Raw genomic sequence first — 833 nt, forward strand, 5'->3', positions numbered from 1 at the left:
CCATTACCCTGGATGGCACCGATGTCACCGGCCTGAAACCGTCGGGTCTGGTGCGCAATGGCGTGGTGCAGTGTCCGGAAGGGCGCAAGCTGTTTCCGGAAATGTCGGTGTTGAAAAACCTGATGCTGGGCGCCTATGTGCATCGTCGCAACAAGGCGGAGATCAAGAAGACACTGGAAGAAATTCTGGCGCTGTTTCCGATTCTCGATGAAAAAAAGGACCAGTCTGCCGGGTCTCTCAGTGGTGGTCAGCAGCAAATGGTGGCCATTGGCCGCGCCATGATGGGCCGCCCGAAAGTGTTATTGCTGGATGAGCCCTCGCTGGGTCTGGCGCCCCTGGTGGTCAAGCAGATGTTTGAAACCATCAAGGGCATCAACGAGCAGGGCACCACGGTTTTGCTGGCGGAGCAGAATGCCTTCGCCGCACTCAAGATTGCCCACCGTGCCTATGTGATCGAAAACGGTCGCCTGGTCATGGAGGGTGATAAAGACGCAATGCTGGGTAACGAAGCCATTCGCAAGGCCTATATCGGCGCGTAATTGTTATCCGGTAGCAGCGTGTGCGCTACAACATAATCAATTGCTACAACACAAGACTCACGGTTTGAGCAAAACAACAACGGGAGAGTTTCATGGGTAACGGAAAACAGACTCTGGTCAAAACCTTTCGCAAGCTGGCCTGTGCCAGCGCAATCGCCCTGGCAGCCACGGGCGCGCAGGCGGCAGAAGAGGTCAATATCGGTTTCACCGGGCCTTTGAGTGGTGGTGCGGCGTTATACGGCCAGAACACCCTGGAAGGTTTGCAGATGGCTGCAAAGGAAATCAACGAAGCCG

Annotated in this window: 1 protein-coding gene and 1 pseudogene; both read left to right on the forward strand. The window is 55.7% G+C overall.

What is annotated here, in order from left to right; genetic code table 11:
• Positions 1 to 539 (forward strand): ABC transporter ATP-binding protein (locus A3730_RS06020; protein ID WP_063537716.1); only part of this gene is annotated, 539 nt, incomplete at its 5' end.
• A gap of 92 nt (positions 540 to 631) precedes the next feature.
• Positions 632 to 833 (forward strand): annotated as a pseudogene (locus A3730_RS06025) (ethanolamine utilization protein EutJ); the annotation flags it as partial.

This window comes from Alcanivorax sp. HI0044 (assembly GCF_001634945.1).